The organism is uncultured Pseudoflavonifractor sp., from assembly GCF_944387275.1.
Classification (GTDB): domain Bacteria; phylum Bacillota; class Clostridia; order Oscillospirales; family Oscillospiraceae; genus Pseudoflavonifractor; species Pseudoflavonifractor intestinihominis.
Genome location: NZ_CALXEG010000004.1, coordinates 1 through 23,711, shown reverse-complemented (window position 1 = coordinate 23,711; position 23,711 = coordinate 1). Strand labels below are relative to the sequence as shown.

The following is a 23,711-nucleotide window of genomic DNA, read 5'->3' as shown; positions in this document are numbered from 1 at the left end:
GAAAAAAGCGGCCGGACAGCTGAAGGGCTGTCCGGCCGCTTGGCCTGTTCAGACATAAAATTCCGCCATATCGTCCAGCCGCAGGCAGGCCAGCTGCCGGCACTCGCTGGGGTTGCCGCAGCCGCAGTCGATGTCGATGATCCCGTCCCCGTGCCAGATGGTCAGGGGGTCGTACATGTGGCCGGTGAGGAAGCAGGTGGGGGTGTGGCCCACAATGGCGGTGCGGCCGGGCAGGGGCGCGGGGGCGTCCGGCTCCGGCCGGTCCCAGATCCGGCGGTAGGGGTCCTCCGACGGCATGCCGTGGACCAGGTGAAAGGCCCGGTCCCCCACGTTCAGGTCCAGGTGGTCGGGCAGGCCGGACAGGAATTTGAGGATCTCCCACCGCTCCCGGGGGGAGCAGAGGTAGACCAGGTGGCGGTAGGTGCGGCTGCCGCCGTTCTGCTGCCAGAGGGCCCGGCTGCCGTAGACGCTGTTGGGCCCCAGGGTGTCCAGGCACATCTGCTCGTGGTTGCCCAGCAGCATATGGATGTTGTCCGCCGCCATGATCTCCCGGAGCAGGGCCACGCCGCCGGGGCTGCGGTCGATGACGTCCCCGATGATATACAGCGTATCCCGGCCGGAGAACTGGATCTTGTCCAGCATGGCGTGGAAACGGCCCTCCTCGCCGTGGAGGTCGGACATGCAGTAGATCATGCGATCAGCTCCTCTGAGGGGCGGGTCTCCCGGCGGAGACTAGCCCTGGTAGTCGGGGCACTGGTAGCGGGGCTTGCCCTGGCTGGCCTTGCCGTACTCAATGGCGCCGGTGGGACAGCCGCAGATGCAGGCCATACAGTGGGTGCACCGGTCGCCCCACACCGGCACGCCCTGCTCCATACGGATGTTGCCCAGGGGGCAGGCCGCCGCGCACTTGCCGCAGGAGACGCAGCTGCCCGCCACATGGAAGGGGGCGGCCTTCACGTTGAAGCGGTAGAACAGGGTGTTGACCAGGCCGGATTTGAGCCGGTCCGCAGCTCCGGCCTTCCGGGCGGGGAACTTCTCGCCCCGCTGGATGTACCCCGCCCCCTGCTCCAGCACGGGGCGGGCGGCGGCGATGATGCCCAGGGCCTCCTTCCGCTCCGGTGCGTTGAACATGGCGATATAGTTCTCCGGCATGACCACCGTCAGGGTGCCCCGGCAGCGGAGGCCCTTTTCCTGGCAGAGGGCGCGGTTCTTGTCGGCGGCGCTGCCGGTGTCCCCGCCGCAGGTCATGACAAAATAGGCGTCCCGGCTGCCGGAGAAGCGGCCGGCGCGGATAAAGTCGGCGAACACCCGGGGGATCTGCCAGCTGTAGGTGGGGCAGACAAAGACCCACGGCTTGGCAGAGGACAGCTCCACCGCCACGCCGTCCCGGATGAAATGAAAGGCGTCGGTGCAGTGGTCTCCCAGCTTGTCGGCCAGCATGCGGGCACAGTAGCGGCTGTTTCCGGTACCGGTAAAGTAGACGATCACAGATGGTCCCTCCTCTGGCGGTCAGCTTCCATCCCGACGGGAAAGCGCCGCCCTGTGATGTCTCCAGTATAACAGACTTTTGCCCCGCAGGGAACAAGAAAACGGCGGCAGAGGGGAGATTCCCTCTGCCGCCGCGGCGGGCCGGAAGCGTCAGCGAAGGGGGCGGTCTGTGCCGGAGCTCACTCGTAGACCAGACCGTCCCCGGAATCACTGGAGTTCTCCGCTTCACCGGCGCCGCCGGCATCCGTGCTGCTCCCGTCGGCGCCAGTGCTGTCGGTATCCGTGCCGCTCCCGTCGGCGCCGGTGCTGTCGGTATCCGTGCCGTTTGTGTCAGCGTCGGTGCTGTCGGTGGCTGTGGGCGTCTCGGACGCCTGGACGGATTCGGAGGGGCTGGCCGACGGGTCGGTCTGGCCGGCGCTCCCGCCCACGGCCACCGAGACCCCCACGATCAGGCACACCGCCACCAGAAGGGCGGCGGCCAGGATGGAATTCCTGGTCCGTTTTTTCTTCTTCCTGTCCAGGAAGGGCTGGCAGATGTTGTCGATGCCCATCTGGACGGTAATGGTGACGGTCCTGGGGATGGAGACCGCCTGGGGCTGTTCCAGCAGGGCCTGGTGGAAGGCCTCCGCCGTCATGGACACGCCCTCCTGGTCCGGGGCCAGGGCCAGGATACGGCTGATGTTGGCCTCCTCCGCCTGGAGCGCCAGCCGGACGGTCTCGGTGGTGGTGTTGAAGAGCTTGGCGATGCGCATGTCGTCGTACCCGAACACCCCGTGGAGCAGATAGATGAAGCGGTGGAGGGGCGGCAGGTTTTTCAGGACTATCTCCCAGGGCGCTCCGCTGAGGGACATCTTCCCGGCATCGTAGGGGGTGTTGATGAAGTTCCGGTTGACGGGGACCCGGAAGGCCTTGGCGTTCTTTCTGGCCGTCTGGGCCTTGCAGTAGTTGACCGCCTTCTTGGTGACCGTGTCCCTGAAATCCTGCTCTGAGATGACCTGCCCGGACACCACCAGCTCCCACATGGCCTTGAACACGTGGGACACGGCGTTACAGGCGGCGTTTTCGTCCAGGAGCAGGGCCTGGCACAGAAACATGATCCGGGCCTTGTTCTGCTCATAAAGGGTGCGCATCGCCTCGGGGCTGCCCTTGCGGGCGCTGTCTGTGATTTCTGCCATGGTATTCAACCTCTCTTGTTCTGGGATATCACGCCTCCGGCGCAGTTCTCCCGGCTATCATACGCCCCCGGACTAAAGCCGGACTAAAGGCTGCCGCCGGAAGATGGAAAAGAGAAAAAAGCCGGCAGAATGAGGATTCATTCTGCCGGCCCGGAAGGGGGAGGTCAGGCCGCGGCGGTGACCAGGGTGGAGTCACCGCTGTCGGCGGAGGGGGTGCCGGTGGGCTCGGGGGAGGCGTCGGAGCCGTTCTCCGCATCGCCGGAGGTACTGCCGTCCTGGGCGGCGTCGCTGCCGCCGTCCTCTGTGGCGCTGCCGCCGTCCTGTGCATCAGAGCTGCCGTCGCCCTCTGTGGCGTCCTCAGACTGGGCGGGGGCGGTGTAGTCCAGGACGATGAACTCCTGGATGCCGTCCTCCGTGGCGGTGACGGCGATGATGTCCCCCACGGTCACGCCGTCCGCGGTGGTGCTGTACAGGATGCCGGAAGACACGTACTCAAACACCGCGTCCGAGTCCAGAATGACGGTCTCGGAGCTGCCCGTGTCGGTGAGGACGGCGGAGCCCAGGTCGGTGTAGTCGGTGATCTCCGTGTCCGACTGGTAGACGCTGAGCCTGATGTAGGAGTCGCTGACGTAGGTCACTTCGCCGATCAGGTCCTCAGTTTCGGCGGCGTCCGTTCCGGTGGCGGCGTCGGCGGCCTCCGAGCTGACCGGGGTGTTTGTGCCGCCGTCCGCTGTGTCGTTCTCCGCCGTATCCGTCCCGCAGCCCGCAAGCAGGCCGATACACACAAGAGCCGTCAAAAGGGTGAAAAGTCGTCTGGTATTGTGTTTCATGCAGCAACCTTCTTTCTTGGGTCTGGTTGATGGAGTGGAGCGGCCTCTCTTCCGGCCGCAGGTACAGCATAAGGCCGGGCGTTAAAGGCATGCTAAAATTTTTCGTGAACAAACTGTGAATCCAGCTGTAAAAAGCCGGGAAAATCAAAACATTTTGTAAACGAAACGGTCCGCACGTTGATACCGGACCGGCGGGAGACTATAATAGGCACAGGAAAGAAACAAAGGGAGAGAAGCGGCGCGCAGCTCAGAACATCACCCAGGAAAGGCGGGTTGGGCTTATGCGGCTGCTTGTGGCAGAGGACGACCTGAAGCTGCTGAAATCCCTCAAGCACATCTTCGAGAAGAACAAGTACATGGTGGACGCGGTGTCCACCGGAACGGACGCCCTGGCCTATGCCGAGACGGAGGAGTACGACGGCATGGTGCTGGACATCATGATGCCCGGTCTGGACGGCATGGCGGTGCTGCGGCAGGTGCGGGGCCAGGGCATCTCCACCCCCGCCCTGTTCCTGACGGCCAGGACCGAGGTGGACCAGCGGGTGGAGGGGCTGGACGCGGGGGCGGACGACTACCTGTCCAAGCCCTTCTCCACCTCCGAGCTGCTGGCCCGGGTGCGGGCCATGCTGCGGCGGAAGGACAACTACGTGCCCGATCTGGTGCGGGTGGGGGATCTGGTGCTCAACCGGTCCACCTACGAGCTCAGCTGCAACGGGCTGACCCAGGCCCTCAGCGGCAGGGAGTTCCAGATCATGGAGATGCTGATCCAGCGGCCCAGCTTCATCGTCACCGCCGACGAGTTTCTCGCTCACGTGTGGGGCTGGGACAGCGAGGTGGACATCAGCGTGGTGTGGGTGCACATCTCCAACCTGCGGAAAAAGCTGGCGGCCCTGAAGGCCCCCGTGACCATCCGCTTTGTCCGCAACGCGGGGTACACCCTGGAGCAGGAAGCATGATCGACCGGCTGAGAAAGAAGTTCATCCGGATCTGCATGCTGTCCTTTGTGACGGTGTTTTTCCTCCTCTTTGCGGCCATCTATCTGTTCACCGAGGTCCAGACCAGCGCACGGCTGGACACCCTGGCCGACCTGGTGTCGGAGAACGACGGCATTTTCCCGGACTTTGAGCAGTTCGGGCCGGAGGCGGGGCAGATCCTGCCGCCGGACGGGGTGAACCAGGAGTCCCCCTTCACCACCCGGTTCTTCACCGTCCGCTTTGACGGGGACGGGGAGCTGGACTCGGTGGACATCCGGGCCATTGCCAGCGTCAGCGGGGAGGAGGCCCAGGCCTACGCCTCCGCCGCCCTGGAGAAGGGGAAGGAGCGGGGGTGGATCGGGAACTTCCGCTACAAGGTGTACGCCGTATCGGGCGGCACGGCGGTGGTGTTCATCAACGGCGCCGACACTAGGGAGCTGAACCAGCGCTTTCTGCTGACCGCCTCCTCGGTGTTTGTGGCGGGCAGCGTGGTGGTGCTGCTGCTGGTGATTCTGATCTCCAGGCGGGCGGTGAAGCCGGCCGTGGAGAGCTACCAGAAGCAGAAGCAGTTCGTCACCGACGCCAACCACGAGCTCAAGACCCCCCTGACCCTGATCCGCACCAACCTGGACATCATGGAGTCGGAGAACGGGCCCAATGAGTGGCTCAGCGACATCCGGGAGGAGACGGGCATCATGACCGAGCTGGTGAACCGGCTGGTGATGCTCAGCCGGATGGACGAGGACCAGAGCACCCTGGAGATGGCCCGCTTCAGCCTGAGCGAGGCGGTGGGCGAGACGGCGGCGGCCTTTGCCGGGACGATCCGGGAGAAGGGCATGACCCTGGAGCAGGACGTGCCGCCGGGGGTGACCTGTACCGGGGACGAGGCCGCCATCCGACAACTGCTCTCCATCCTCATGGACAACGCGGTGAAATACTGCGACAGGGGCGGCGTCATCCGGGTGGGGCTGTCCGGCGGGCGGCGGGCGGTGCTGACCGTGGACAACACCTATGAGGAGGTGGGCAGCATCCAGCTGGACCGCCTCTTTGACCGGTTCTACCGGGCGGACAGGGCCAGGACCTACGGCAGCGGGTTCGGCGTGGGGCTGTCCATCGCCAAGGCCATTGTGGAGAAGCACCGGGGTGAGATCGGCGTCTTCAACCTGGACGGCCGGACCATCCGCTTCCGGGTAAAGCTGTAATACAAAAAACCAGGACCGCAGAAGCGGTCCTGGTTTTTTGCGCTGTGTTGAGCTCTGTTTAGAGGACGATGGCGTTGACCGCCTCGATGAGGTCCACTACAGAGGAACGGGAGACCAGGGAGACGGGCTCGCCGTCCACCACGGCCAGGCACTGTTCGCCGTCGTAGCGGTACAGTTGGATCCGGATCTCCGGGTAGTCCTCGCTGTCCAGATGGACGGTCAGGCTGATCTCCTCCTTCTCGGTGGGCGCCTCGCCGGTGAAGCTGGAGGCGGTCAGGGCCTCCAGGGCGTCCTGCAGGTCGTCAATCTCAATTTCCTCGCCGTCATAGGAGAAGGTCCTGCTGTCGCCGGTGCCCTGGGAGGTGATGGTATAGGCCGCGTCCTCCAGGATGATGTCCAGACCGGTCACGTCGGCAAAGTCGGCGTAGAACACCTCCTGGTGCCGCAGGTCGTCGTAGGAGGCGGCCATCAGCTCCTTGTACTGAGCGCCGGTGATCTGGTAGATGATCTTGGACTCGCTGATGCGCGCATAGGCGGTGATGTCGGCGTCGTCCTCCTCCTCAGTGGACTGCGCATCCTCCGCCGCGCTCCGCTGGTCGGGGTCCCGGCTGACGCTGATGGTAAAGACAACGGGTTCGGCGGCCTCCTCGCCGTCCTCCTCTGCCTCGGGGGTGTAGGTGACGGCCACGGTCAGCTCCGGGTCGTCCAGGCCGTAGGTCGCCAGGTCCTCCTCACCGGCGTTGTAGGTCACATAGTCGGTGGGGCTCAGGCTGGTGATGCCGCTCAGGTAGCTGGTGACCAGGGCGGTGTCCAGAGGCAGGTAGGTCCCGTCCTGCTCCTTGAAGTACACGTCGTCGGCACAGCAGGAGTAGCCGCTGTCCTCCTGATAAATGACCTGGTAGGAGTCGGCGCCGGTGAACTGGATGGACGTCACCTGATCAAAGTCGGGGGTCTCGTCGTTGGCGATCAGGTCGCTGAGCTCCACGTCAAAGGTGTCCAGGGGGTCCTCCTGGACCAGATACACGTTGCCGTCCCCGATGGACACATACCGCTGGGCGTCCATGGTGCTGTAGTCCCCCAGCTGGATCTCGTAGCTGGCGTCCTCGGTGGCCAGATCGATGGTGCAGGTGGGGTCGTCCAGGCCGTACTGGGCGAAGTCGGTGACGTCGTGGATGATGAAGGCGGCGCCGAAGGCCTGGAAGGGCTCCAGCAGGTTATTGATTTTCTCCTCATCCACCGGGAAGGCCTCGTCCCCGTCGTAGAGCCAGGCGCCGTCCTTGTGGAAGGCCAGGCTCTCCCCGTCGTAGGTCCAGGAGAGGGACTGGACCGCGCTGGAGTCCACCTCCAGGATGATCTCGTCGGTGTTCTGAATGAGCTCCTGCTGCTCCTGGTAGTGCATGACCGCAAAGGCGGCAATGCACACCACCGCCAGCACCCCCAGCAGGATATAGATCCGTTTAGCCCGCTTCATTCTGAAGCCTCCTTCTTCTCACAATCACGCCAATGCCGATGCCCAGATAGGCCAGGGGGAACACGCCGATCATCAGCACCTTCAGCAGGGAGGCGGTGGAACTGCTGATGTTCAGGTAGTTGTAGTTGAGGGACTTGCTGCGGATGGCCATGGCCTCCCGCTCGCCGATGAGGGAGGACAGGGCGTTCATGGCCAGGTCGGAGTTGGCGCCGGAGGAGAAGGCGTTGTACATGTCCTCCAGGAAGGCGGAGGAGGTGAACCACACCATCTGTCCCTCGCTGCCGCAGTCCACGGACACCGCCACGGCGAAGGGGCCGTCAATGTCCCCGTCCTCCTTCTCGTAGGTCTCCAGGTCGTAGCCCGCGATCTTGCTGAAGGAGGCGTCGGAGGTGGTCATCAGGGCGGTGACGGCGCTGTTGGCGCCGCTCACATCCAGGCCCAGGGAGATGGGCATGATGGGGTAGTAGTGCTCGTCGATGAGGGAGTCGGTGATGTCGCTGCTGGCCATGTCGGGCAGCAGCACGTAGGGCTGGAGGGTGTAGTGCTCCCGGTCGGACTCCACCACGATGCCCTCCCGGGGCTCCACGCCGTAGTCGGTCAGCAGGCTGTACAGGTTGTCCAGGCTGCCGTCCTCCACCGGCCCGGCCACCACCAGCAGCTTGCCGCCGTTCTGGGTGTACTGGGCCAGCATATCCTTCTCCTCGGTGGAGATGTCGGAGGAGGGGGCGTAGATCATGATGCAGTCGGCCTCCTCGGGGATCTCGTCCACCGTCAGCAGGGAGAGGGTGTTCACCTCAATGTTCTCCTTCTCGATCTGGTCGCTGAAGGTGGCGGGCAGCTCCTGCTCGCCGTGGCCCTCCAGCACGTAGAGCTGGGGCAGGTCCTCAGTGACCACGTAGTCGATGGCGGAGGTGATGGCGCCCTCGCCGTCAAAGGAGGTGTTGTAGGAGTAGGAGTACATGTCCGCCTCCTGGATATAGATGTCGTCGTAGCCGATGAAGCGGCTGCGGTCGCCGCACTCCACCACCAGGCTGTTGTTCTGCACCGTCTCGTCGGTGTACTGCTCGGCAAAGGTGGGGTACACGTCCGGGTTCTTCTTGACCACCGAGATGTGGTCGGACAGGCTCTCGTACTTGTTGAGCAGATTCTCGATGATGTCGTCCTCCTCGCCGGACTGGACGATCCAGTAGATGGTCACGTCCTGTTCCAGGGCGTTGACCACCACCTTGGTGTTGCTGGTGATGGAGTAGAGCTTGGCGGAGCTGATATCGTATTTGGTCAGGGTGGTGGGCAGGGCGGACACCAGCACATTCACCGCGATGAGAATGGCCAGCACCACCGCCGTGATGATCAGGGAGTAGGAGCCGCCCTGAAAGGCGATGCGGTTTCTCGCCGCCTGCTCCCCGTCCCCATGGAGCTTCCAGAGCTTCATCAGTTGTACCTCCGTTTCTCAAGGGACTGGACCGAAAGGAAGAGGAAAAATCCGATCACAGACAGGTAGTACACAATGGCGGTCATGTCGAACACGCCGTTGACAAAGGCGCTGAACCGCTCAAAGAGGGAGAGCTGCTTCATGATGGCGGGCAGCAGGCCCTCGAACAGGGAGGCGTCCACAAAGCAGGTCACGCACACCGCCACCGCCAGCACCAGACTCACGCTGTAGGCCAGCAGCTCGTTTTTGGTCAGGTACCGGATGAGGGCGCCCAGGGCCAGGATGAGGACGGCCAGGGCCACCACCGAGCCGAAGGCGGTGGAGGACACGTACTCGGACAGGCTGACGCTGTAGTAATTGAACAGGATGACCGCGATGCCGATGCCTGCGGCCAGGCCCTGGTTGTCGGTCAGGCAGGAGATGAACACCCCCAGGGCCATGAGGGCGGCGCCCATCATGAAGATGGCGAACAGGGAGCCGTAGGAGGTGGGCAGGTAGACCTCGCCGAACTGGGCGAAGATCAGGGGGTAGATGGAGATGATGGCCAGGGGGATGAGGTAGACCACCAGCAGGGCCAGGTACTTGCCCGCGATGACCTGGGTGGTGGTGATGGGCAGGGAGTAGAGCAGCTGGTCGGTCTTCTGCTTGCGCTCCTCGGCGATGACCCGCATGGTCAGGATGGGCACGATGACCACGAACACGATGCTGCCGAAGCTGAGCACGTACTCGAAATTGCTCACCGCGGCCTGGAGATTGTACAGCATGGAGCCGATGCCCGCGATGGCCAGCAGGAAGGCCCCGAACACGTAGGCGGTGAAGGAGTGGAAATAGTTCCTCAATTCATGTTTCAGTACCGCTGTCATAGCTGATCTGCCTCACTTTCTGTACCGGCGGACTGGGCGTCCCCATCTTGCGGCGGCCCTTCCGGCGGCTGCTCCGCCTGGGGCTCCTCCGGCGCCGGATTGTCCGGCGCCCCCGCGCCCGGCTGGCCGGGGTCGCCGCCCTCGGTCAGCTCGATGAAGATGTCCTCCAGGCTGGCCTTCTTCAGGGACAGCTCCAGCAGGGCCTGCCTCCGGTCCGCGAAGGCGAAGAACAGCCGGCGGGACACCTCGTAGATGTCGCTGCTGTCGGTCTTCACCCGGGCGGACACCAGCCCGTTCTCCTTTTCGTCCAGCTGTACGCCGGAGATGTGCTCCACGCCGGAGAGAATGTCCGTCACCTGCTCCGCCTCCGCGTCGGTGGTGAAGACGATCTCATTGGAGGACAGCAGGCTCCTCTCCAGGTTGTCCGGCTCGTCAAAGGCCACCAGCTTGCCGTGGGCGATGATGAGGATCTTTTCGCAGATGGCCTGGACCTCCGAGAGGATGTGGGAGCTGAGGATGACGGTGTGCTCCTGGCCCAGCTGCTTGATGAGATCCCGGATCTCGATGATCTGGATGGGGTCCAGGCCCACGGTGGGCTCGTCCAGAATGATGACCCTGGGGCTGCCCAGCAGGGCCTGGGCGATGCCCACCCGCTGCTTGTAGCCCTTGGACAGGGCGGAGATGCGGCGGCTGCGTACGTCCTGGATCTTCACCTGGGCGATGACCCGGTCGATCTGCTCCTCCAGCTCCTTGCCCCGCAGGCCCTTGGCCTCGCCCACGAACCGCAGGTACTCCTCCGGCGTCTCGTTCATGTAGAGGGGCGGCTGCTCGGGGAGATAGCCGATCAGTTTCTTTGCCTTGTTGGCGTCCTCGAAGATGTCGTAGCCGCCCACCTCCACCTTGCCCGAGGTGGCGGAGAGACAGCCGGTCATCATGTTCATGGTGGTGGTCTTGCCCGCGCCGTTGGGGCCCAGGAAGCCGTAGACATGCCCCTCGTCGATCTCGAATGAGAGGTCGTCCACCGCCAGAAAGTCGCCGTAGTACTTGGTCAGATGCTCAACTTTTATCATTGCGGAACCTCCTCGCCGTTGATGGCGGTTTCCGGGCGGCCTGAGCCGCCCATACCTGATTCAATATAGTGCGCTGCCCTAAATTGGCGCTAAAGAAATGGACGGTGAGAGAAAAATAAGGACGCGGCCGGCTGCACTGGGCAGCCGGCCGCGTCCGAGCGGGAGGAGTATGTGAAAAACGGCGGGCAATTACTGGAACCAGATGGCCATGTCGTACTTGAAGGTGCGGTAGTTCTGCATGGTGCAGTCGTAGGCGTACTGCCGGATGAGCTGTCCGGCGCTGTCGTACTCGCCGAACACCATGGCCACGCCGCTGTTGACCACCCAGTTGTCCCCGCAGGGGGAGGCGTTGGACACGATGCTGGAGTAGGGCACGTCAAAGCTGGAGACCAGGGAATAGGTGCGGGCGTTCTCGTCGATGCGGTAGACGTAGACCTGGCTGGCGTCGTCCCCGTCGCCGTAGAGCTCGGTGCCCACGCTGTCCGCCACCTCCAGGGTGAGGCCGTCCCGGCTGTTCAGGGACCAGTAGTTGTTGTTGTACAGCGCCAGGTAGTACACCCCCGCCTCCTCGCCGTCGGCGTAGTACTCCACGCAGTGCTGGCCGTACTGGGGGACAAAGTCCCCCTCCTGGGTGAGACAGAGACCGGCATAGGCGGTGTCCGCCCAGAAGCGCTCATCCCCCGCCAGCCAGTCCACGGCGGGGGTGCTGTGGAGCCCCGTCACCTTGATGATGGAAGAGGTCTCCCGGGAGGAGATAATCACGCTGTCGTCCTCCGCCATGTACTGCACGCTGTTGAGGTGGAGCCAGTCCCACTCGCCCGCCTGCCAGAAGAAGTCGTCCCCGGCGCCCACAGGCCGGGTGGTCTCAAAGTAGGGCGCCATCAGCTGGCTGAAGTCCACCAGCTCGGTGACCGCGCCGGTGTCCGGGTCGATGGAGAGCAGCCTGTCCTCCACCGTCTCGCCGCCGGTCACCTCCGCCAGGGCCAGCACCTCTCCGTCGGCCCCCAGGCCGATGTCGTGGTGCAGGTCGTATCCGTCCAGCCGGTACACCTGGGTCACCCGGCCCAGCCCGTCGATGCGGGCCAGCTTGGAGGAGGACACGCAGGTGATGATCTCGTCCCCGTCGAAGAGCAGCCGGTCCAGGCCGTACCCCTCCAGCACCATCTCGTACCGCAGCACCCCGTCGTTGTCGAAGAAAAAGCCATACCCCAGATAGCCGTTGACCCGCATCATGGCGAAGAGACCGTCGGCCTGGGCCTGGTCCGACTCGCCTTCGGTCACCTCCAGGCGGGTGGAGTAGCCGGAGGAGGTGGAAGGCATGTCCACGGTGAAGGTCACGATCTGCCGGGCGTTGCCCCACTGGCCGGTCATGGTCAGGGTGACCTGGTTGGTCTCGCCGGGCACCAGGCCGATGAGCTGGAACTCATGGCTTTTGGTGAATTCCTGCCCGGAGCTGTCGGCGGCCGCGGCGGTGAAGTCGGCGATATCGCCGCCCTCCACATGGACCGTGTAGGTGACCTTGGTGGCCATGTCGGTCTCAAAGTACAGGTACAGGCCGTTGCTGCCCGTGCCGAAGGGGTTGAGCACCGCCAGGGGCATGGTGGCGGTCCAGGAGATGCCGGAGAGCTCCTTCAGGCTCTGGAGGGCGCCGTCCAGCCGCCGCTGCACGTCCAGGTCGTAGTAGGTGAAGCCCTCCTCGTCCATGTCCTGGGGGACCAGCTGAACGGTCCGCAGGCCGTCCCCCAGCTTGGCCTGGGCGATGTCCACCCGGAACTCCTCGCTCTGGTCGATGACAGCTCCCGCGTCGATCTCCCAGTCGGTGCGCACCACGTGCTCCTGGGCGGTGAAGGCCTTGGAGACCGCCGTCACCACCATGGGCACCGCCACCGCCAGCACCGCCGCGGCGATGACCAGAATCAGCAGCGCCTTTTTTATACGCTTTGTTGTCATTTGCATTCACCCGCTTTCCTTTGTGCATATCAGGGGGGCCTTACAGGAAGGTGATAACCACCAGAACCACGCCCAGCAGGGTGAGGATCACCCCGGTCAGGCGGTTGAGGAGCCTGGCGTCGGCCCGGGCGGCAATTTTGGCGGCGATCTGGGCCCACACCAGGGTGAACAACACGCACAGCACCAGCAGGTCCGGCCGGGGCGGGCTGCCCAGGGCGAAGTGGCTGACCGCGCCGGTGAGCGCGGAGAAGGTCATGACGAACACGCTGGTGCCCACGGCGGTTTTCAGCTCATAGCCCAGCAGGACGGTGAGGACCATCAGCATCATCATGCCGCCGCCCGCGCCGAAGAAGCCGCATATCAGCCCGATGCAGGCGCCGCCCGCCGCGCCCTTGACGATCCGGGCCCGGGCGCTGGCCCCCGCGATGGTGCGCCGGGTGGAGGTCACCGGGAAGAGGAGGAACCGGAGGCCCAGAAGCAGGGTCATCACCACGGAGAAGGAGCCCAGGGTGCTGTTGGGCACAAAGGTGGACAGCCAGCTGCCCACCAGCGTCATACTCAGCACGCCGCACATCATCACCAGGCCGTTTTTGACGTCCAGCACGCCGCTTTTGGCGTAGGTGCGGGCGCTGGCCGCGCTGGCCAGCACGTCGCTGGCCAGCGCGATGCCGATGGCGTCATAGGCGGGTATGCCCAGAAAGGTGACCAGCATGGGACTGATCACCGTGGCGGCACTCATCCCCGCGAAGCCGGTGCCCAGGCCCGCCCCCGCGCCCGCCAGAAAACAGATCAAAACCTCAAACCAGAGCCCTTCCAACCCTGTCTACCTCCCCGGCCGCCGGAGCGGAACCCGCCTCCGGGCAGCCATATCTGGATGTGAACTGGAGACATTGTAGCCTCCGTTTGAAAACAGGCGGTGAACTGAAAGGGATAAAATATGAATAATCTGTGAATATGTAAGCAAACTAACAGGATAAAATGGGATCAAAGTTTTCAAACGGAGGTAAAACGGGAGAAAGCTGAAATTATTCTTAAATTTCGTATTTAAAATAAAAGGAGGGACAGAGCGCGCAAAAAGAGAACCGGACCGGCAGGATATCCTGCCGGTCCGGCGCTCAGTTGAGGACCCACACGCCCAGATTCAGGTAAGCGGCAAAGGTCACCCACAGCAGATAGGGGACCTGGAGCAATCCGGCGGCCCTGTCCACCTGAAGGAAGGTGAAGAGCATCCAGAGGATGAGCCCCCACAGGACCAGCAGCCAGAGCAGGGAAAAGCCGAAGGCCTGGAGGCAGAAGAACAGGATGCTCCACAGAAAATTGAAGCCCAGTTGGACGAAGAAGAGCCGCAGGCCCCGTGTGCGGGCGGCGGATGCGGGGGCCAGGAACACCCGGGCCGCGCCGATGCCCATGAGGACAAAGAGGATGGCCCACACGATGGGGAACACCAGCGGGGGCGGGGACAGGGGCGGCTTGACGATGGACTGGCTGTAGGCCTTGGCTCCGTCCTGGGTCAGCCAGCCCGACAGCCCGCCCACCGCCTCGGAGAGCAGGATCCACGCCCCGTAGACCTTCCATGTGTGCTTGATCATACGCAATCACCCGGGGATAGGATATGCGTCCGGCGGGGAAATATGTATGGCTCAGGACTGCTCCGTGTCCTTGCCCTTCTCCCCGTGGGGGAAGGCGCCCCTGACGCCCTTGACCGCGCCGGTGTAGCTGACGGGCAGGGAGATGGAGAAGGTGACCTTGACCAGCCACACAAAGAACAGCATGACCAGGATGGGGATGACGCAGGAGGTGACCAGCATGACGGCCAGGGCCTCAATGAAGCTGTTGATCATGTCGCCCACCTTCTCCGAGATGCCGGAGGCCACGTTGGAGATGCCCTGGGTGATCTTGGAGATAAGCCCCTCCAGGAAGCCCACGTCGTCCTGTTCTTCCGTGCCCTCCGTGCTCTCCTGCACGTCCTCGGTGGTCTGCTTGGCGCTGTCGATAGTGGCCTCGATGGAGGCCTGGTAGGTGTTCTCGATCAGAGTGGAGATCTTCACGCTGACCGGGATGACCAGCACGATGGCCAGGCCGAAGATGAGCAGCTTTTTGGCCAGGGTCCGCAGGCCGTCCCGGTCCAGGAACACGTTGACGGCGTACAGCAGGCAGGAGATGGGAATGAGGAAGGTGAAGGAGACGAACCCGGTGAGGGTCAGCAGGTACTTCTCCAGGTAGATGGCGCACAGCACCACCAGGAAGCCGGAGCTCAGGTCGGCCAGCTTCTCGGCGATGGGTGTGGCGGTGTCGCCGGGGAGCAGGGTGAGGGCGGCGGAGGCGGCGGTGGAGGCGGCGGTCAGCTCCAGGACCGTGGTCTGTTTGGCGTCCAGGGAGGCGATGGAGTCGGCGTGGAATTCGGTGGAGGAGGCGATCCCAGACACCACGAACACGGAGAGGAAGGCCACCAGCAGCGGCACCACCACCAACAGGATCTTGATTCTATTTTTCTCTCTCATAAGCGTTTCCTTTCGTCAGAAGGGTTGATCGAGCGGACAATATCATACCATACCCCGGCCGGGTTGTCACGTCCGGGGGAGATCTCCCGGCTTTTGGAAGGCGGGAGAGTTTTTACGCGATTCGAAATTACTGCTTGACGGCCTGGGCGGCTGCATCTATGATGGAGGTATCCAGAAACGCTGAGGAGGATGGCTATGAGGTATGAGATTGCAGGCGGTTCCTTCCCCGTTGTGATGTGCCACTTGGAAAACGGCGAAAAGATGATCACCGAGAGCGGCTCCATGGTCTGGATGTCGCCCAACATGCAGATGGAGACCAGCGGCGGCGGCCTGGGCAAGATGTTCTCCCGGGCGTTCTCCGGCGAAAACATCTTCCAGAACATCTACACCGCCCGGGGCGACGGCATGATCACCTTCGGCTCCAGCTTTCCCGGGAAGATCATGCCCATGGAGATCGGGCCGGGCCGGGAGATGATTTTGCAGAAGAAGTCCTTTCTGGCGGCGGAGGCGGGGGTGGAGCTGTCCATCCACTTCAACCGCAAGCTGGGCGCGGGCTTTTTCGGCGGCGAGGGCTTTATCATGCAGCGGCTGTCCGGCCGGGGCATGGCCTTCGCGGAGATTGACGGCGACCTGATCGAGTACGACCTGATGCCGGGCCAGCAGCTGGTGGTGGACACGGGGAACGTGGCGGGCTTTGAGCCCACGGTGTCCATGGACATCCAGCAGGTGCCCGGGCTGAAGAACATGTTCTTCGGCGGCGAGGGCATCTTCAACACCCTGCTCACCGGCCCGGGGAAGGTGTGGCTCCAGACCATGCCCATCAGCAGCGTGGCCATGGCCATCCGGCCCTTCATCCCCACGGGAAATAACTGACCGAGACCGGCACAGGCCGGACGGGGCGCCGCTCCGTCCGGCCTGTGCTTTTTTGGCCCCGGTTGCGTCCGGGGGACCGCTCCGGTATAATACTGTCTGTACCAGGCGATTCATAAAACAGCGGATTCCGGCCGCTTTTATCACTTCAAACCAAGTTCCAATGGGAAGGAGCCCTGCCATGAAGCTCATTCATCTCTCCGACCTGCACCTGGGCAAGCGGGTCAACGAGTTCTCCATGCTGGAGGACCAGCAGTACATCCTGGCGGAGATCCTCGGGATCATCGACCGGGAGGCGCCCGACGGGGTGCTCATCGCCGGGGATGTCTACGACAAATCCGTGCCCTCCGCCGAGGCGGTGTCCCTGCTGGACGATTTTCTGGTGCGCCTGTCCGGGCGGAATCTTCAGGTCTTTGTCATCAGCGGCAACCACGACTCCCCCGAGCGCATGGCCTTCGGCGGGCGGCTCATGGCGGGCAGCGGCGTCCATCTGGCCCCCGTGTACGGCGGCAGGGTGGAGCCCATCACCCTCACCGACGGGTACGGCCCGGTGAACCTGTACCTGCTGCCCTTTCTCAAGCCCGCCCATGTCCGGCGGTGGTTCCCCCAGCGGGAGATCGCCACCTACACCGACGCCCTGGCCGCGGCCATTGAGGCCATGGAGGTGGACACCGCCGGGCGCAACGTGCTGGTGACCCACCAGTTCGTCACCGGCGCGGCCCGGTGCGACTCGGAGGAGGTGTCCGTGGGCGGGTCGGACAACGTGGACGTATCCGTCTTTGATTCCTTCGACTATGTGGCCCTGGGGCACATCCACGGCCCCCAGCGGGTGGGCCGGGACACGGTGCGCTACTGCGGCACCCCGCTGAAATACTCCTTCTCCGAGGCCGGACAGCAGAAGTCGGTCACCGTGGTGGAGCTGGGGGCCAAGGGGGACGTGGCAGTCCGCACCGTGCCCCTCACCCCCATGCGGGACATGGCGGAGCTGAAGGGCACCTATGAGACGCTGACCTTCCGGGGCTTTTACGAGGGGACAGGCTATCCGGGGGACTATGTCCACATCACCCTCACCGACGAGGAAGACATCCCCGACGCGGTGAGCAAGCTGCGGGTCATCTATCCCTATCTGATGAAGCTGGACTACGACAACGCCCGCACCCGGGCGGGAACCGTGGTCGACGGCCCGGAGGACAGGGAGAACAAATCCCCGCTGGAGCTGCTGGAGGAATTCTACGAGAAGCAGAATGGGCGGCCCATGGAGGAGGCCCAGCGGGCCTTTGCCCGGGACCTGATGGAGCATATTTGGGAGGGAGAGGCATGAGACCGCTGAAACTGACCCTGTCTGCCTTCGGGCCCTATGCGGGCACGACGGTGGTCGACCTGGAGAAGCTGGGCACCCAGGGGCTGTACCTCATCACCGGCGACACCGGCGCGGGCAAGACCACCATCTTTGACGCCATCACCTACGCCCTCTACGGCGAGCCCAGCGGCGAGAGCCGGGACCCGTCCATGTTCCGTTCCAAGTACGCCCGGCCCGACACCCCCACGGAGGTGGAGCTGGTGTTCTCCTACAGCGGCAGCACCTACACGGTCCGCCGGAACCCGGAGTACCAGCGCCCCGCCAGGCGGGGCGGCGGCACGACGGTCCAGAAGGCGGAGGCAGAGCTCCGCTTGCCCGACGGCAGCCTGGTGACCAAGGCCAGGGAGGTCAACAGCCGCATCGCCGCCATCATCGGCCTGGACCGGAACCAGTTCAGCCAGATCGCCATGATCGCCCAGGGGGACTTCCGCAAGCTGCTGGAGGCGGACACCAGAACCCGCCAGGAGATTTTCCGGGAAATTTTCAAGACCCGGTACTACATGGTCTTCCAGGAGCGGGTGAAAGGGGAGGCGGGAAAGCTGCAAAAGGCCTGCGAGACCGCCCGGGCCAGCGTGCAGCAGTATATCGGCGGCGTGCTCTGCCGTGAGGACGACCCGCTGGCGCCCAGGCTGGAGAAGGCGAAGGCGGGGGAGCTGCCCTTCCAGGAGACAGAGGAGCTGATCGAGACCCTGATCGGCCGGGACAGAGAGGCGGACGACCGGTGCCAGGAGGCCATGGAGGAGCTGGACCGGGCGCTGAAGGAGACGGCGGCGCTGCTGGGCAGGGCGGAGGAACTGGACAAGACCCGGCGCAGCCTGGAGCAGACCAGGGCCCAGCGGCAGGCGCTGCTGCCCAGACTGGAGGAGGCCCGCGGGGCCCTGGCGGCGGAGCAGGGGAGGCAGCCGCAGCGGGAGGCGCTGGCAAAGGAGCTGGCGGCCCTGGAGGCGGAGCTGCCCCGCTACCAGGAGCTCACCGGCAAGCAGGCGGCGCTGGATGCCCTGGAGGAGCGCATTTCCGGCCTGAAGGAGCGGCAGGAGCAGCTGGTCCGGGCCCGGCAGGGGCAGGCGGACCGGCTCTCCGAGTGGAAGAAGGAGGCCGAGGGGCTGTCCCAGGCGGAGGCGGAGCAGGCGCGGCTGAGCGGGGAGCAGTCCATGGCCCAGAGCCGCCGCGCCGCCCTGGATGCCCTGGCCCGGGACATGGCGGAGTGGAAGAACTACGGTGCCCAGCTCCAGGAGAGCCAGACCCGGCGGGAGGCCCTGTCCCGCCAGTGGGAGCAGCTGGCCGGGGAGGTCTCCCGGCAGAGCAGCGCCCTTCAGGCCAGCCGGGAGACCTGGTCGGCCACGGAGGGCCTGGAGGCGGAGGGGGAGAAGCTGTCCCACAGCCGGAGCCAGGCCCAGGAGCGGGCCCAGGCCCTGGACGCTCTGGAGGGCCTGCTGGAGCGCTGCCGGGCGTCCAGAGCGTCTCTGGAGCGGGCCCAGGCGGCCTACCGGACTGCGCAGGAACAAGCCGAGGAGGCGGAGGCGGTCTACACCCGGAAGAACCGGGCCTTTCTGGACGAGCAGGCGGGCATTCTGGCTCAGTCCCTGGAGGAGGGGAAGCCCTGCCCGGTGTGCGGCGCCCTCCACCACCCCGCGCCGGCCCGGGCGTCTGCGGAGGCCCCCACCGAGGCGGAGCTGAACCAGGCCAAGGCGGCTGCCGAGGCCGCCCGCCGGGCGGCCGGCGAGAAGAGCCTGGCGGCGGGCGGGGAGAAGACCGCCCTGGAGGCCAGGGAGGAGCAGCTGCTCCGCCAGATGGCCCCCTATGTGGCGGAGCCCAGCATAGCGGATGCCGCCGATCAGCTGTCGGCCTGCAAGGCGGAGACCGCCGCTGTCCTGGCCCGGATCCACCGGGAGCAGCAGGACCTGGAGGCCCGGCAGACCCACCGGGAGGAGCTGGGCCGGAGCATCAGGAGCCAGGAGGAGGAACTGGCGGCGCTGAACGCCCGGCAGGAGCAGCTGCGGGCGGACATGACCGGGGCGGAGGTGGCCCAGAGCGGCCTTCAGGGCCAGCGGGAACAGCTGGAGGGCAAGCTCCGGCGGCAGCTGGCCGAGCAGCTGGAGGGCTGCACCCTGGAGGCGGCGCCCCTGCGCATTCCGGCGGAGCTGGAGGCCGCCCGGGCCGCGCTGGATGAGCTGGGGCGGCGGCAGAAGGAGGCCGCAGCCCGTGCGGCCCGGAAGAAGGAGCTGGACGAGAAGATTCCCTCGGCGGAGCAGGAGGAGAAGAAGCTGGAGCAGGCGCACGCCGACTGCCGGGAGGCGCTGGCCGGGGCGGAGAGCCGGAAGCGGGAGCTGGCGGGACAGCTGGCCGAGCTGCGCGGCGGCCTCCGCTGGGCGGACGACGCCGCCGCCCGGGGACGGCAGAGCGCCCTGAAGGAGGAGATCGCGGGGCTGGACAAGGCCCTGGAGGCGGCCCAGACGGCCTGCGGCGCCCGGGAGAAGGAGCTGGCCGGGCTGGACACCGCCATCCGGGGGCTGACGGAGCTGCTGGAGGGCGGGGAGACCATCGACGTCCCGGCCCAGCAGGCCCGGAGCCAGGCGCTGAACGAGGCCCGGAACACCCGGGCCGCGGAGCGGCGGACCATCCACACCCGTCTGACCACCAACCAGACCGCCCTGGGGAACATCCGGGGGAAGGCGGCGGATCTGAAGGCCCTGGAGGCGCGGTACACCTGGGTGCGGGCCCTGTCCGACACGGCCAACGGCGCCCTGCAGGGCAAGGGAAAGGTGGCCCTGGAGACCTATATCCAGATGACCTTCTTCGACCGCATTCTCCGCCGGGCCAACGTCCGCTTCCTGGTCATGTCGGGCGGGCAGTACGAGCTCAAGCGCCGCCGGGAGGCGGAGGACAACCGCAGCCAGAGCGGCCTGGAGCTGGACGTGGTGGACCACTACAACGGCTCGGAGCGCAGCGTCAAGTCCCTGTCCGGCGGCGAGTCCTTCAAGGCCTCCCTCTCCCTGGCCCTGGGCCTGTCCGACGAGATCCAGTCCGCCGCCGGGGGCATCCGGCTGGACACCATGTTTGTGGACGAGGGCTTCGGCTCCCTGGACGAGGAGTCCCTCCAGCAGGCCATCCGGGCCCTCACCGGCCTGACCGAGGGCAACCGCCTGGTGGGCATCATCTCCCACGTGGCCGAGCTGAAGGAGAAGATCGACAAGCAGATCGTGGTTACCAAGGACCGGACCGGCGGCAGCCGGGTGGAGGTCGTGGTGTGATTTGAGGCGGCCGCTCCGGCTGGGGCTTGCCATGGCCGGGGCGGCGTGGTATAATAAATACAAAATCAGAGATTTGTTTTTATTCTGGGAGGGACACCATGCCGAAGGTGGCTTATACGGAGGAGGAGCGGGCGCGGGTCCGGGCGGCGCTGCTTGCCACGGGGCTGGAGCTGATGGCCCGGCAGGGCATCCAGCACACCACTGTGGAACAGATCTACAGGGCAGTGGGCATCTCGCGGACCTTTTTCTACTCCTTTTTCCCCACAAAGGAGGACTTTGTGGTGGAGACCCTCTACCTCCAGCAGCCCAAAATTCTGGCCTACGCCAGACAGCTGATGGCCGACCCGTCCCTCAGCTGGCGGGATGGGGTGCGGCAGTTTCTCCACGCCTGCTGCTACGGCGAGAAAAACGGCATCGCCGTCCTCACCGTGGAGGAACAGCAGCTCATTTTCCGCCGCCTCTCGCCGGAGAGCTACCAGACTTTTCGGGAGAAGCAGGCGCGGCTCTTCGGAGACATCCTGGAGTGCTTCGGCGTCCGGGCGAACGGGGAGCGGGTGGCCCTGTTCACCAACCTGAGCCTGAGCATCATGATCCTCCGCCGGGCCATCCCCAGCACCCTGCCCCTGTTTGTGCCCGAGGCCGCCGACAGGACCGTGGCCTTTCAGATCGACGCCATTGTGGACTATCTGGAGACAGTGAGAGAATAAACCCCACAGATCCGCCTGAATATATCAGGTTCGCCCCTGTTCAGGCGGATCTCTTTTCACAGAGAATAAAGATAAAATACTGTATTTGTTTTTATTTTCCCGACGGAGCGCAGGGACGGAAGCCCGTCCCCCTCAGATAAATGACGCCAGGAGGAGACGACCATGGGATTTTTCAGCAAACTTTTCAAGGGACCGGAGATCGACATGGAGAAAAGCAGGGCCAACGCCCAGAAGATGCGGCGGCTGTTCAACCAGGTGGTGGAGGACGGGGACCGGTACAGGCTGATCTACGGCTATACCGAGGACGTGAGCCGGTTCAACTACGGCTTTATCCACGGCAGCAAGACCAAGATCGGCAATTTGATCGTGGGCTGGAACCAGGCGGAGGAGACCATTGTGGTGGTGCCCACAGTCCCCGACCTGTCCGGCTGCGGGGACCCCGTCTGGTACCGCCGTTCCGAGATCCTGAAGGCCTACCGGAACAAGTACCCCACCGACGCCTTTGTCATCTACCCCGACCGAAAGGGCTATATCGCCATCAACGCCTACGACTGGCTGGAGGACGAGAAGCTCTATGTGTATGTGTCCCAGGAGCAGGAGCTGGCCGACTTCACGGCGTTCTTCACCGAGCGCTTTGCCAAGAAGTGAGGGGCACATGTGGTTTTACGAGCTGGGTGCCATACTGCTGGTCCTTGTGGCCGTGGTGATTGTGAGCAACCTGTGGTTCCATACGGTGGAGTCCCTGCTGGACCGGCTCAAGGGCCTGTTCAGCAGGCGCAAGGACTCGCCGGCATGGCACCCCTTGGAGCCGGAACAGGAGGAGCGGGACGATGATTGACTTTGATGAGATCCAGAGACGGGCCCGGGCGGCCAGTGAAAGGGCCTCGGCCAACCTGCGGGAGGCCGTGGAGAAGAGCGAAGCGCTGGCCGGCAGGATTGGGGAGGAGCCGGAGGAAAAGCTCTCCTCAGAGGAGGGCCGGGTGGAGGCCAACGCCTGGCAGCAGGTGGAGATCCTGGGCCAGACCTTCGGCGAGGAGGATATGGCCCAAATGGCGGCCAACCAGGCCCAGATGGTACAGATGATGCAGGAGCAGATGGCCCAGGCGGCCTCCATGGGGGCGGATGCGGTGATGAGCCAGCTGTTCGGCGAGGACATGGGGGTCATTGCGGCGGCGCTGGAGACCCTGTCCATGGAGGAGGACGGCGACGAGGAGGAACGTACGCTGGGCCCGGAGGAGGAGCAGGCGCTCTACACGCTGCTGGAGGACACCATGGCCCGGCTGGAGGCCATGCCCGAGCCTGAGCCGGAGCCCTACGGGAAGGACACCGCCCGGTGGGAGCAGTTCGGCGTCCTTCTCTCCGGCATTGTCTCTACCCTCAACGACCACCGGCTGGACGGCATGGATGTGGAGGAGCATATCCCGGTCATGGAGCAGCAGGTGGTGTCCATTGTGCGACGCTCCTGGGGCATTGACGGTCGGGCGGACCTGCTGGACATGATCCGATATCTGTCCCGGGAGGGCTACACCCTGCGGTACCGGATCTATGCCCAGGCGGCCTCGCCGGAGGAGCTCTGGGACGAGGACGACGACCAGGAGGACCGGGAGAACACGGCCCGGGCCTGGCGCTTTGCCCAGCGGTACCGGGACCATTACGCCCCAGGCTTTATGGCGGGCTGGGACGTGGGGCGGGCCGCCATGCTGACCCGCTGGGGCAGCTATCTGGGCTGGCTCACCCGGGAGGAAGCGGAGGGCATTCTGTGGGACCTGTCCCAGCAGGCGGCAGAAGAGCTGAACAGCTGGCGGGAGTTTGCCCAGTCCTACCTGTTCGGCGGCCTGATGTGGAAGCTGCTGTGCGGAGACCCGTCGGCAGCCAGCTATCTGGGGTACATAGCGGACGCCGCCGCAGCGCTGCTGGCCGGAAAAGAAGGCCGGGGCGGACAGTGGCGGGACTTCCCCTGGCCTGCCCGCCGAAAAATCGGTTTTGTGCACTGATGGAGGAGAAATGCAGTGACCAAGCCAGGAAACGGCGTGTTTTGGAGACAGAGGGCCGTTTGGAGCACCGGCGGCACACTGGAAGCTGAGGAAGGTCTTGACAATGTCCATCAATGACGGTATAATGTCCTTCACAACCGAACAGGACAATTGAAGCGCCCAGGAAAAAGCCGTTGGCTTGTCGAAGGAGTAACACTCTCAGGCGTTCCGGACCGGAACAGAGACTGCGCGTGGATGTCACTCTGGAGAAGCTCACGAACTGGGTGCCGAAGGGGCAAAGCGGCGCGGGACAGCGCCGCCAATCTCTCAGGCAAAAGGACAGAGGATGCACAGGGACGGCGGGGCCCATTGGCCCGGCCGGAGGCAGTGTTTTTTCTTTTCAGGCCGTGGGCAGACCCACGGTCTGTTTTTTTGAAGAGGAGAGAAAACACTATGATGGAAGCACTGCAAGCGCTGGAGGCGTGGCTCTATCCCCACGTCTGCAACATCAACGTCACCCTGTCCAGCTACATTCTGGTCTTTCTGCTCATCGGCGTGGGGCTCTGGTACTCCATCCGCACCCGCTTCATCCAG

At 64.6% G+C, this 23,711-nt stretch carries 21 protein-coding genes and 1 riboswitch; of the genes, 9 read left to right on the top strand and 12 right to left on the bottom strand.

Annotated elements, in window-relative coordinates:
- Positions 1 to 48 precede the first annotated feature (48 nt).
- The 4 genes from Q0K23_RS01875 to Q0K23_RS01860 all read right to left on the bottom strand — a co-directional run bounded on the left by Q0K23_RS01875 (position 49) and on the right by Q0K23_RS01860 (position 3,493).
- A complete protein-coding gene (locus tag Q0K23_RS01875) occupies positions 49 to 693 on the bottom strand; it encodes a metallophosphoesterase (RefSeq protein ID WP_294517177.1) in 645 nt (214 codons plus the stop codon).
- Positions 694 to 732: 39 nt separating this feature from the next.
- Positions 733 to 1,488, bottom strand: a complete 756-nt coding sequence (locus Q0K23_RS01870; RefSeq protein WP_294517175.1) for an EFR1 family ferrodoxin — start codon at positions 1,486 to 1,488, stop codon at positions 733 to 735.
- Positions 1,489 to 1,667: 179 nt separating this feature from the next.
- Positions 1,668 to 2,663 (bottom strand): hypothetical protein, encoded by a 996-nt coding sequence (locus Q0K23_RS01865; protein ID WP_294517172.1) that lies wholly within the window; start codon positions 2,661 to 2,663, stop codon positions 1,668 to 1,670.
- 164 nt (positions 2,664 to 2,827) lie between these two features.
- A complete protein-coding gene (locus Q0K23_RS01860) occupies positions 2,828 to 3,493 on the bottom strand; it encodes a hypothetical protein (protein WP_294517170.1) in 666 nt (221 codons plus the stop codon).
- Between the two features lie 281 nt (positions 3,494 to 3,774).
- Between Q0K23_RS01860 and Q0K23_RS01855 the strand changes: the two genes are divergently transcribed.
- Positions 3,775 to 4,449, top strand: a complete 675-nt coding sequence (locus Q0K23_RS01855; protein WP_294517168.1) for a response regulator transcription factor — start codon at positions 3,775 to 3,777, stop codon at positions 4,447 to 4,449.
- Complete coding sequence (locus Q0K23_RS01850) at positions 4,446 to 5,669, top strand: cell wall metabolism sensor histidine kinase WalK (protein WP_294517166.1); 1,224 nt, start codon at positions 4,446 to 4,448, stop codon at positions 5,667 to 5,669. The genes Q0K23_RS01855 and Q0K23_RS01850 overlap by 4 nt, the downstream gene beginning before the upstream one ends.
- Positions 5,670 to 5,727: 58 nt before the next feature.
- Here the strand turns inward: Q0K23_RS01850 and Q0K23_RS01845 are convergent, their stop codons facing one another.
- The 8 genes from Q0K23_RS01845 to Q0K23_RS01810 form a co-directional block, all read right to left on the bottom strand.
- On the bottom strand, positions 5,728 to 7,140 hold the full coding sequence (locus Q0K23_RS01845) for a DUF4340 domain-containing protein (protein ID WP_294517164.1): 1,413 nt from the start codon (positions 7,138 to 7,140) through the stop codon (positions 5,728 to 5,730).
- A complete protein-coding gene (locus tag Q0K23_RS01840) occupies positions 7,127 to 8,572 on the bottom strand; it encodes a GldG family protein (RefSeq protein ID WP_294517162.1) in 1,446 nt (481 codons plus the stop codon). Before Q0K23_RS01840 ends, Q0K23_RS01845 begins: the two co-directional genes overlap by 14 nt.
- Entirely contained in the window at positions 8,572 to 9,435 is an 864-nt protein-coding gene (locus tag Q0K23_RS01835; RefSeq protein ID WP_294517160.1) for an ABC transporter permease, read from the bottom strand. Before Q0K23_RS01835 ends, Q0K23_RS01840 begins: the two co-directional genes overlap by 1 nt.
- Positions 9,432 to 10,505 carry an ABC transporter ATP-binding protein gene (locus tag Q0K23_RS01830; RefSeq protein WP_294517158.1) on the bottom strand — a complete coding sequence of 358 codons (1,074 nt, stop codon included), beginning with the start codon at positions 10,503 to 10,505 and terminating at the stop codon, positions 9,432 to 9,434. The genes Q0K23_RS01835 and Q0K23_RS01830 overlap by 4 nt, the downstream gene beginning before the upstream one ends.
- A gap of 189 nt (positions 10,506 to 10,694) precedes the next feature.
- Positions 10,695 to 12,461 (bottom strand): aryl-sulfate sulfotransferase, encoded by a 1,767-nt coding sequence (locus Q0K23_RS01825; RefSeq protein WP_294517156.1) that lies wholly within the window; start codon positions 12,459 to 12,461, stop codon positions 10,695 to 10,697.
- Positions 12,462 to 12,495: 34 nt separating this feature from the next.
- On the bottom strand, positions 12,496 to 13,272 hold the full coding sequence (locus Q0K23_RS01820) for a sulfite exporter TauE/SafE family protein (RefSeq protein WP_294517154.1): 777 nt from the start codon (positions 13,270 to 13,272) through the stop codon (positions 12,496 to 12,498).
- 298 nt (positions 13,273 to 13,570) lie between these two features.
- Entirely contained in the window at positions 13,571 to 14,044 is a 474-nt protein-coding gene (locus Q0K23_RS01815; RefSeq protein ID WP_294517152.1) for a TspO/MBR family protein, read from the bottom strand.
- Positions 14,045 to 14,095: 51 nt separating this feature from the next.
- A complete protein-coding gene (locus Q0K23_RS01810; RefSeq protein WP_294517150.1) occupies positions 14,096 to 14,956 on the bottom strand; it encodes a hypothetical protein in 861 nt (286 codons plus the stop codon).
- A gap of 195 nt (positions 14,957 to 15,151) precedes the next feature.
- On the opposite strand from Q0K23_RS01810, the gene Q0K23_RS01805 reads away from it, so the two are divergent.
- The 7 genes from Q0K23_RS01805 (at position 15,152) to Q0K23_RS01775 (ending at position 23,138) form a co-directional block, all read left to right on the top strand.
- Positions 15,152 to 15,829, top strand: a complete 678-nt coding sequence (locus Q0K23_RS01805; RefSeq protein ID WP_294517147.1) for a TIGR00266 family protein — start codon at positions 15,152 to 15,154, stop codon at positions 15,827 to 15,829.
- A gap of 178 nt (positions 15,830 to 16,007) precedes the next feature.
- Positions 16,008 to 17,147, top strand: a complete 1,140-nt coding sequence (locus Q0K23_RS01800; protein ID WP_294517145.1) for an exonuclease SbcCD subunit D — start codon at positions 16,008 to 16,010, stop codon at positions 17,145 to 17,147.
- Positions 17,144 to 20,437 (top strand): SMC family ATPase, encoded by a 3,294-nt coding sequence (locus Q0K23_RS01795; RefSeq protein ID WP_294517143.1) that lies wholly within the window; start codon positions 17,144 to 17,146, stop codon positions 20,435 to 20,437. The genes Q0K23_RS01800 and Q0K23_RS01795 overlap by 4 nt, the downstream gene beginning before the upstream one ends.
- Before the next feature lie 98 nt (positions 20,438 to 20,535).
- Positions 20,536 to 21,144: a TetR/AcrR family transcriptional regulator gene (locus Q0K23_RS01790; protein ID WP_294517141.1), complete on the top strand. Its 609-nt coding sequence runs from the start codon at positions 20,536 to 20,538 to the stop codon at positions 21,142 to 21,144.
- 162 nt (positions 21,145 to 21,306) lie between these two features.
- Complete coding sequence (locus tag Q0K23_RS01785) at positions 21,307 to 21,792, top strand: hypothetical protein (protein ID WP_294517138.1); 486 nt, start codon at positions 21,307 to 21,309, stop codon at positions 21,790 to 21,792.
- A 7-nt stretch (positions 21,793 to 21,799) separates the two neighbouring features.
- Positions 21,800 to 21,982, top strand: coding sequence for a hypothetical protein (locus tag Q0K23_RS01780; protein ID WP_294517136.1), 183 nt, complete (start codon positions 21,800 to 21,802; stop codon positions 21,980 to 21,982).
- A complete protein-coding gene (locus Q0K23_RS01775; RefSeq protein ID WP_294517134.1) occupies positions 21,975 to 23,138 on the top strand; it encodes a DUF1266 domain-containing protein in 1,164 nt (387 codons plus the stop codon). The genes Q0K23_RS01780 and Q0K23_RS01775 overlap by 8 nt, the downstream gene beginning before the upstream one ends.
- Positions 23,139 to 23,370: 232 nt before the next feature.
- Positions 23,371 to 23,470: riboswitch (glycine riboswitch) on the top strand.
- Positions 23,471 to 23,711 lie beyond the last annotated feature (241 nt).

What these genes read in the sequence shown, in the direction of transcription:
- Q0K23_RS01790 (WP_294517141.1), top strand. Translation starts at nt 20,536, where the DNA reads ATGCCGAAGGTGGCTTATACGGAGGAGGAGCGGGCGCGGGTCCGGGCG.
- Q0K23_RS01785 (WP_294517138.1), top strand. Translation starts at nt 21,307, where the DNA reads ATGGGATTTTTCAGCAAACTTTTCAAGGGACCGGAGATCGACATGGAG.
- Q0K23_RS01865 (WP_294517172.1), bottom strand. Translation starts at nt 2,663, where the DNA reads ATGGCAGAAATCACAGACAGCGCCCGCAAGGGCAGCCCCGAGGCGATG.
- Q0K23_RS01845 (WP_294517164.1), bottom strand. Translation starts at nt 7,140, where the DNA reads ATGAAGCGGGCTAAACGGATCTATATCCTGCTGGGGGTGCTGGCGGTG.
- Q0K23_RS01875 (WP_294517177.1), bottom strand. Translation starts at nt 693, where the DNA reads ATGATCTACTGCATGTCCGACCTCCACGGCGAGGAGGGCCGTTTCCAC.
- Q0K23_RS01800 (WP_294517145.1), top strand. Translation starts at nt 16,008, where the DNA reads ATGAAGCTCATTCATCTCTCCGACCTGCACCTGGGCAAGCGGGTCAAC.
- Q0K23_RS01805 (WP_294517147.1), top strand. Translation starts at nt 15,152, where the DNA reads ATGAGGTATGAGATTGCAGGCGGTTCCTTCCCCGTTGTGATGTGCCAC.
- Q0K23_RS01810 (WP_294517150.1), bottom strand. Translation starts at nt 14,956, where the DNA reads ATGAGAGAGAAAAATAGAATCAAGATCCTGTTGGTGGTGGTGCCGCTG.
- Q0K23_RS01835 (WP_294517160.1), bottom strand. Translation starts at nt 9,435, where the DNA reads ATGACAGCGGTACTGAAACATGAATTGAGGAACTATTTCCACTCCTTC.
- Q0K23_RS01855 (WP_294517168.1), top strand. Translation starts at nt 3,775, where the DNA reads ATGCGGCTGCTTGTGGCAGAGGACGACCTGAAGCTGCTGAAATCCCTC.
- Q0K23_RS01825 (WP_294517156.1), bottom strand. Translation starts at nt 12,461, where the DNA reads ATGCAAATGACAACAAAGCGTATAAAAAAGGCGCTGCTGATTCTGGTC.
- Q0K23_RS01780 (WP_294517136.1), top strand. Translation starts at nt 21,800, where the DNA reads ATGTGGTTTTACGAGCTGGGTGCCATACTGCTGGTCCTTGTGGCCGTG.
- Q0K23_RS01775 (WP_294517134.1), top strand. Translation starts at nt 21,975, where the DNA reads ATGATTGACTTTGATGAGATCCAGAGACGGGCCCGGGCGGCCAGTGAA.
- Q0K23_RS01830 (WP_294517158.1), bottom strand. Translation starts at nt 10,505, where the DNA reads ATGATAAAAGTTGAGCATCTGACCAAGTACTACGGCGACTTTCTGGCG.
- Q0K23_RS01860 (WP_294517170.1), bottom strand. Translation starts at nt 3,493, where the DNA reads ATGAAACACAATACCAGACGACTTTTCACCCTTTTGACGGCTCTTGTG.
- Q0K23_RS01840 (WP_294517162.1), bottom strand. Translation starts at nt 8,572, where the DNA reads ATGAAGCTCTGGAAGCTCCATGGGGACGGGGAGCAGGCGGCGAGAAAC.
- Q0K23_RS01795 (WP_294517143.1), top strand. Translation starts at nt 17,144, where the DNA reads ATGAGACCGCTGAAACTGACCCTGTCTGCCTTCGGGCCCTATGCGGGC.
- Q0K23_RS01815 (WP_294517152.1), bottom strand. Translation starts at nt 14,044, where the DNA reads ATGATCAAGCACACATGGAAGGTCTACGGGGCGTGGATCCTGCTCTCC.
- Q0K23_RS01850 (WP_294517166.1), top strand. Translation starts at nt 4,446, where the DNA reads ATGATCGACCGGCTGAGAAAGAAGTTCATCCGGATCTGCATGCTGTCC.